5 protein-coding genes are annotated in these 7,209 nt (G+C 49.5%); 3 read left to right on the top strand and 2 right to left on the bottom strand.

Going from position 1 to position 7,209, the window contains the following annotated elements; translation table 11 throughout:
* Positions 1–104: 104 nt before the first annotated feature.
* Both DES54_RS05540 and DES54_RS05535 read right to left on the bottom strand, forming a co-directional pair.
* Entirely contained in the window at positions 105–1,304 is a 1,200-nt protein-coding gene (locus tag DES54_RS05540; RefSeq protein ID WP_169050471.1) for a restriction endonuclease subunit S, read from the bottom strand.
* Positions 1,305–1,320: 16 nt separating this feature from the next.
* A complete protein-coding gene (locus DES54_RS05535; protein ID WP_113865595.1) occupies positions 1,321–4,293 on the bottom strand; it encodes a type I restriction endonuclease subunit R in 2,973 nt (990 codons plus the stop codon).
* A gap of 441 nt (positions 4,294–4,734) precedes the next feature.
* On the opposite strand from DES54_RS05535, the gene DES54_RS05530 reads away from it, so the two are divergent.
* The 3 genes from DES54_RS05530 to DES54_RS05510 all read left to right on the top strand — a co-directional run bounded on the left by DES54_RS05530 (position 4,735) and on the right by DES54_RS05510 (position 7,058).
* The gene (locus DES54_RS05530; protein ID WP_113865594.1) at positions 4,735–5,196 is read left to right on the top strand and encodes a hypothetical protein; all 462 of its coding nucleotides are present in this window, start codon (positions 4,735–4,737) and stop codon (positions 5,194–5,196) included.
* Positions 5,193–5,414 carry a helix-turn-helix domain-containing protein gene (locus DES54_RS05525; protein WP_113865593.1) on the top strand — a complete coding sequence of 74 codons (222 nt, stop codon included), beginning with the start codon at positions 5,193–5,195 and terminating at the stop codon, positions 5,412–5,414. Before DES54_RS05530 ends, DES54_RS05525 begins: the two co-directional genes overlap by 4 nt.
* Before the next feature lie 774 nt (positions 5,415–6,188).
* Positions 6,189–7,058 carry an integrase domain-containing protein gene (locus tag DES54_RS05510; protein WP_113865592.1) on the top strand — a complete coding sequence of 290 codons (870 nt, stop codon included), beginning with the start codon at positions 6,189–6,191 and terminating at the stop codon, positions 7,056–7,058.
* Positions 7,059–7,209: the final 151 nt, after the last annotated feature.

Here is a 7,209-nt window from a genome sequence, read left to right as displayed (position 1 = left end):
TGAATGCTATGATCGGCATAACTCAGTCCGGTTGGTGATTTGTTTTGATTTGGCGATTGATCAGATCGCTCAAACCGGATTGAGTTCCCTTCAGTGATCTACTATTAGGCGCAGTTATTTAGTTTTTGGCGTTGGGCGGTAATTAATTCATCAAGAACAAAAAAATTATCTGCGATTCTTTTCTGTTCATCCAGCTTGGGCAATAAAACCAATGTATTTCTTAAACTATCCATATTGGTTTTACACGGAACTGCATTCAATAATGATTTTCCATGTATTTCTGCTTGATATCGACTAGATTGCATAAAATAATGCATAAAGAAAGAGTTAAAATATTTTGATTTTTTTATTACGGCCAATGTGACATAAATACTAAAATCATAGTCCCAGTCGACTACTCTTGTATAACCAATTTTCCCGATTCTAGTTAATAGAATGTCACCTTTTTCAGGTTTGTTTTTTTTAGTGCTAATTTTAAAGTCATTTTCTGAAATGAATTTATTTTCTTTCCCACTGACAATATTTTCAACACTAAAAAATGGAATACCCTCATCTTTATAACTTGGGGTTTGATGTGTGCCATCAAAAATTGAAGAGGAAACTTCGGACAGTTTTCTTTCTTCCCATTCAGGAGCACCTTGAAACTCAGCAAATCGCAACTCTGGCAAAGTCGCCCCCTCGGCCGGAAACAGCTTCTGCATCAGTCCTTTTTTATGCTGCTGAAGTACATCAATTTTCTTCGTTTGTAATGAAATAACATTATCAAGTGAAGAAAGACAGTCGGCGATTTTTTGTTGTTCTCTGAACTCTGGGATATTTATAGTAAGACTGGAAATGAAGCCCTGAGTTACACCTTTTATCCCTGTCCCTATAGCATTTCTCTTTATTTTTTCAGCAATAAAATGTGCTGAATAGAAAAGAAAATTTGCATAAACTTCTTTATTAGGGTTAATGCATGTAATATCTTGGTTTATTGCATAGTCTTTTCTGGCGAATGCATACTTCCCAACCGAAACTCTGGTTATTAGCATTGTTGAATTTTGCTTGGCTATTGTTGCAGAGCTTTTTTTAAGGCCAATGGGTGTAATGTATTCTTCACCGATAATCTGGTTGTTCTCACCAAAATATTTAGACGAAATCCAAGGTATATTTCCTCCCCAGTAATCATTCTTTACTCGGGAAGGTGTTCCTCCACAACTGATATTACAGACATTGCGTAGTGGCCTTATTCTCCATGTTGCAACCTTCTGAAACTCCGGAAACCTCAATGCAGGCAACTGTTTTTCACCCTTTTTTTTACTCATGTCTGAAATCTTCATCTTACTGCTCATACGCCGCCAATCCCGAAATCTCACGCCCTTGCGCCAGCTTATGCAACAACGGCGCTAAATCTTCCATCAACGCCAGACTCTTCTGCGTTCTCGCCTTCCAGCCCAGATCCAGCGGTGCCAGCAAATCGCTCAGTTGCTCGCCGTCGAAAATCATCCGCTGCATAATCCCATCGACAAACGCCTGCAACGCGGCGCTGTCCAGTCCGTGCTGTTCCGCCACTGTTGCCAGTTCGCGGGTAAATTTCTGCGCCTTAAACTCTTCATACCCTTGACGTATCTCTTCCTCACTCATTCCTTCGCCCGCTTTAAGCGTATCAATATAGGCCGTAATTTCCTCGCGCTCATCGATAAATTTGGCCTCAGCGCAAATCAGGCCGATCAATTGCTCACGGGTCATTTTCTGCTTGCCGGGCTTATTCTGGGTATAACGAGCCAGCAAGCTCATAATGTAGTCATAATCAATCACCGCTGAAGCAAACAGTACGAACTCGAAATCCAGTTCTTGCACTTCACGAGCGATGGTATCGTCATTTTTTTCCTGCTGTGCTTTCAGACGTTGTGCAGTCTCCAAGTACACGCCACGGAAAGCGCGTAACGTATCTTCCGGCAGAGCCTGTTCAATGCTGGCGGTATTCTCCGGCGTCAGATCGGTATATTGATCGAGCTGGGTTTTTAGCCGCTGCACCTCTTTAAACAGGTTAATAAACTGACTCCGAGCCTCATCCCCTCTCAGATTCGCCACTTCTTCCGGCGCGCAGGGCAAACCCTGTGATGTCATAAAGCTGTCCAGCGTAGCGACCGCTTGTTCCAGTTTGTCGATGACCACAGGCGCGGGGTCAACCAGCCAGATTTCTCTGGCGTGTTCTTGCTTCTCACCGGAAAACAGCGCGATAGCGTCGTTAACCGCATCCTGCTGCTGGCGGAAATCCAGCACATTGCCGTAAGGCTTGGTGTCGTTCAACACGCGATTGGTGCGGGAAAATGCCTGAATCAAACCGTGATATTTTAGATTCTTATCCACATATAGCGTATTCAGGAATTTGGAATCGAAACCGGTCAGCAGCATATCGACCACAATCACCACATCGATTTTTTGCTCGTGGGGGTAATCCTGATTTGGGTACTGTTGCGCTTTAATGCGTGTCTGAACGTCCTGATAATACAGATCAAAATTATTGATATCGTGGTTGGTGCCGTAGCGGGTGTTGTAATCGGCGATGATCGCTTTCAGCGCGGCTTTTTTCTCTTCCGGCGCATCTTCGTTATCCGCTTTTTCCTGCGGCAGGTCTTCCTGAATCTGCTGGACATCTTTGTTACCATCGGCAGGTGGGGAGAACACGCAGGCTACATTCAGCGGCGTAAACGAACTTTCTTCCATCAGCCGTAACGCCTGAATATCCTGAAACAGGCGGTGATACTCAATGGCGTTGTTAATGGATGCGGTTGCCAGAATGGCATTAAATTTTCGTCCGGCGGTGGCGGTATCGTGTTTATCCAGAATCGCCCTGACCACAGCTTCCTGCGCCAGCATTTCTCCGGGTTTCAGACTGGCTTTTCCTTCCGCTTTGTAATAGTCGACATGGAAACGCAGAACGTTACGATCCTCTATCGCGTGGGTAATGGTATAAGCGTGGAGCTGCTTCTGGAACACATCCGCCGTGGTGACAATGGATTTTTCCTGCCCGTCAATCTGTTTGTAAGTCCCGTTTTCCGGGAAAATAGGCGTACCGGTAAAACCGAATAGCTGGGCGTTGGGGAAAAATTCTTTAATGGCCTGATGGTTATCACCGAACTGTGAGCGGTGGCACTCGTCGAATATAAATACCATGCGCTTATGGCGCAGCGGCTCAAGACGCGCCTTATAGTTGCGTTTGCTGTTACCGTCCAGCGCCAGACCGAGTTTTTGAATGGTTGTAACGATCACCTTATCGGCGTAATCGTCAGATAATAAACGCCGGACCAGCGCTTCGGTATTCGTATTCTCCTCTACGCATCCGGCCTGAAACCGGTTAAATTCCTCACGGGTCTGCCGATCGAGATCCTTACGATCGACGACAAACAGGCACTTTTCGATATCAGGGTTATCCTTTAGCAGCGTCGATGCCTTGAAGGACGTTAGCGTTTTTCCGCTGCCGGTGGTATGCCAGATATAACCATTGCCCCGGCGTTGGTGGATACAGTCCACAATGGCCTGCACGGCGTAAATCTGATAGGGCCGCATCATCAGCAGTTTCTGTTCGCTGGCGACCAGCACCATATAGCGGCTGATCGTTTCACCGAGCGTACATTTAGCGAGAAATTTACCGGCAAACGCATCAAGCTGAGTGATTTTTCGGTTGCTTTCATCGGCAAGCTGGTAAAGCGGCAGAAAACGTTCGTCCGCGTCAAAGCTGAAGTGTCGGTTATTATTGTTGGCGAAATACCACGTATCGCTGCGATTACTGACGATAAACAGTTGCAGGAAACAAAGCAGAGTACGGCCGTAACCGTTACCGGGATCATTTTTATAATCGACTATCTGCTGCATGGCGCGACGCGGACTGATCGCCAGCGCTTTCAGTTCGATCTGCACCACCGGAATGCCGTTGATCAGTAGCAGCACGTCATAGCGGTGGTGGCTGTTGTCGGTGTTTATCCGTAGCTGGTTAACACATTCAAAGGTGTTTTTGCACCAGTCCTTAATATTCACCAGCGTGTAGTGAAGGGGCGTACCGTCGTCGCGTTCAAAGCTGCTGCGCTCGCGAAGCTGCGTTGCAGCTACAAATACGTCCTGACTGACGATCTTCTCCATCAGGCGGGAAAACTCGCCATCGGTCAGATGTACACGGTTCAGCGCCTCGAACTTCTCGCGGAAATTGTGCTCCAGTGCGTCACGATCGCGGATATCAGAACGATAAACATATTTAAGGTCGGCCAGTTTGCCGATTAAGTCCTGTTCGATCTGCTTTTCTGTTGTTGTCATGGGGCAAACCTGATGGCTGCTACTGCCTGAATAATTCCCTGTATTTTTTAGCTATATCAGGGAAATGAATAAGTGTACTGTCGAGATAATTGATTGAGGTAGTATAAGCACCTTAATTCCTTGATGAAAGTCATTAATCAGCCAGCCGAAAAAGGATACTCCTTGCCGCCGCGAATCAATCGCGGTATCTTTTATAGGCACCTGCAAAATCAGGTGCCGGGATTGGTCTCCTGAAATACTTCATCGGCGACATAGGACGCGCCAGCGTCTTTTTTTATGTCGTATGCTTAGCTATGCCGAATTATGGTGGGCTGGGCGGGGGCACCGTAAGGTGCGCCGGTGTCCGATGAGGCCGGTAAGACCAACTCCGTTCAGTCCACCACCCGTAAGATTGGTCTCTTCGGTGGTGGTAATATTCCTTACTCATCGGAGGCTGCCACTATGGCTACAACCCTCACCCAGACTCACCCGTTACTTACCATTCCCTTTAGCACCGCCACGGATTTCACCGTACTGGCCGATCATTGTGAAAAGTGCGCAGATACTCAGGCGGAAAGCTACGATCCTGTATTGAAGATGGCCCTCTGCGGTCGGCTTGCCGCCGGTCTTGCGCTGCTGAAACCGGGCCTAAGCGATCCCATTCCGCCTCACCTGATAGACAGCCTAACCGTTGATACCTTGCCCACAAATTCTCCCCGTTTTGCCCCTGATGCAGATACGCTTTGCGATTACTGTTTTACCCTGACTCAGCTTCTGCTTTGCCGGATGTTTCCGCCACAAGCGGAAGAACAATTGCGCTGGCTTCTGGCGGAACTGGTTGATTACTTTGCCGCTGAACTGAAAGCCCCGCGCTGGATACGTACTGCTGACGGCGTGAAGTGTATTGATGAGGAGGCGGCATGAACCAACAGGATTGGCATCCCGCCGATATTATTGCGGCGTTGAAAAAGCGGGGAACAACACTGGCGGCGGTTTCGCGTAACGCGGGGCTGGCCTCTTCCACGCTGGCGAATGCGCTGACAAAACACTGGCCCAAGGGAGAACGGCTGATTGCGGAAGCGTTGGGTGTTGCGCCTGCGGAAATCTGGCCTTCCCGTTACCGCAAGCCAGAGGATCACTAAAGTAAAACAATCTCTTCCGTCCCGTTATCGGCGAACGCGGATAACGGGACGGGAGAAGGCAAGCGAAGCGCGGCAGCTTGTCATTCATAAAATGACGAAAAAATCAACAAACAACTCTATAAAAGCAAAAAACAGTTTTCCCTTTCTGCCTTGTTGCCACGGGTGTAAGTTTGCACCTGCACAAAATGCTTTATGACCTGAGAGAAGCGCCTGATGAATCAGGATGGTCAATCCCTTACCGGCGGCTACCTTTGCAAACTGCCGGACCGTCTAACAGACGGTTAAGGTCATCCTTCACTTCTGCACCAGCCTATAAACGTGACGGGCAACGGCCTGCATTGCCGTAAGGCTTTGCTGCCGCGTGACCGCTATCTTGCACCAGAATTTCAATTCTCAATCACTGCGCCAGTCCAGTGCGTCACTTTAACCGCGCAAAGCGGGAAAGTGACGCACCAGCGCCTTTTGACTGCACCAGACAATTCCACTGCGCCAGCGTGTGGCGGGATTCTGACACCTTAATTCAATCCACTTTCACTCACAGGAGAACTTGAACCGATACCGGAGGGGGAGCAGGATGATCCGGGGGATAACCAGCTAACGCTGGCGGCTGCTCAGAGAGCACAACCGAAGCCCCGCAACACCTCAACGGCTGCCGCCCCGGCGCTCAGGTATCGTTCGCAGCCCCGACAAAAATCAGGGGCTATCGGCCTATGCGCCGGGGAAGGTTGTATCTGTTTTGGATTTTGCGGCAATCATGAAAAGGGGAAAGCGAAAATGGGCATTCTGGAGCAGGAAATGAAAACGCTGGCGCGGCAGGCGGGCGGCAGTCATAAAACCGTTCATGACCGTATGGCGCTGGCTCAGCGATTTTGTGAGCGCTTACTGGGGCAGAATGTACAGATCCGGCGGGTGGAGCAACTGAAAGCCCGACATATTGAAAGCTACGTTCGTGAACGGTTGGAACAGGGCATAACGAAACGCAGCCTGCAAAACGAAATGGCGTCGCTCCGCTGTTTGCTGAAGCAGGCCGGGCGTGATCGATTAGCCACAAGTGAACGGCTGTCCAATAAATCGCTCGGCTTGTCTGGCGCATCCCGCAACGGCACCCGGCAGGCCATTACGATGGAGCATTACCGGCAGGTGCTGGAAATCGCTCGCGCAAAAGACGCCGGGATGGCGGCGGCGATGGAACTATCAAAGTTGATGGGCCTGCGTTCTCAGGAAGCGGTGCAGTGTGCGCAATCGCTTAGGACATGGAAACAGGCGCTGGAGCGTGGTGAAATCCGGCTGACCGTGGTGTTCGGCACCAAAGGCGGACGGCCCCGCGAGACGGTGGTTCTGGAGGCTGGCGCAGTCAGAAAAGCGCTGGGAAATGCGATGGCTGTGGCAGAACAACGCAATGGCAAGCTGATTGACAAGCCTGATCTTAAATCCGCGATGAAATATTGGCATGGTCAGGCGTCGCGTATCGGCTTGACTGGCGCATATTCCCCGCATTCATTGCGTTACGCCTGGGCGCAGGATGCCATTCGTCATTATCTGGCGCAGGGGTTCAGTAAAAAAGAGGCGCTGGCGCTGACGGCGATGGATTTAGGCCACGGCGACGGGCGTGGGCGTTATGTGGCGCAGGTTTATGGGCGTTGAAACGATGGATGATTCTTATCTCTGGTGCAGTAAAAAGAAAAAGGGCCGAAAGGGTAAAGGGATGCCAAGGGTAACAGCGCCAAACCGGAAAGGGCCAAAGGGCTGAAAAGGCCGTGATTGGCGCTGTTCTATGTTCGTTCGACGGGGAATC

Source organism: Brenneria salicis ATCC 15712 = DSM 30166, from assembly GCF_003315515.1.
In the GTDB taxonomy this organism is placed as follows: domain Bacteria; phylum Pseudomonadota; class Gammaproteobacteria; order Enterobacterales; family Enterobacteriaceae; genus Brenneria; species Brenneria salicis.
The sequence above is the reverse complement of the archived record's forward strand: the minus strand, read 5'-3'. Positions and strand labels throughout refer to the sequence as shown.

What these genes read in the sequence shown, in the direction of transcription:
- DES54_RS05535 (WP_113865595.1), bottom strand. Translation starts at nt 4,293, where the DNA reads ATGACAACAACAGAAAAGCAGATCGAACAGGACTTAATCGGCAAACTG.
- DES54_RS05510 (WP_113865592.1), top strand. Translation starts at nt 6,189, where the DNA reads ATGGGCATTCTGGAGCAGGAAATGAAAACGCTGGCGCGGCAGGCGGGC.
- DES54_RS05540 (WP_169050471.1), bottom strand. Translation starts at nt 1,304, where the DNA reads ATGAGTAAAAAAAAGGGTGAAAAACAGTTGCCTGCATTGAGGTTTCCG.
- DES54_RS05530 (WP_113865594.1), top strand. Translation starts at nt 4,735, where the DNA reads ATGGCTACAACCCTCACCCAGACTCACCCGTTACTTACCATTCCCTTT.
- DES54_RS05525 (WP_113865593.1), top strand. Translation starts at nt 5,193, where the DNA reads ATGAACCAACAGGATTGGCATCCCGCCGATATTATTGCGGCGTTGAAA.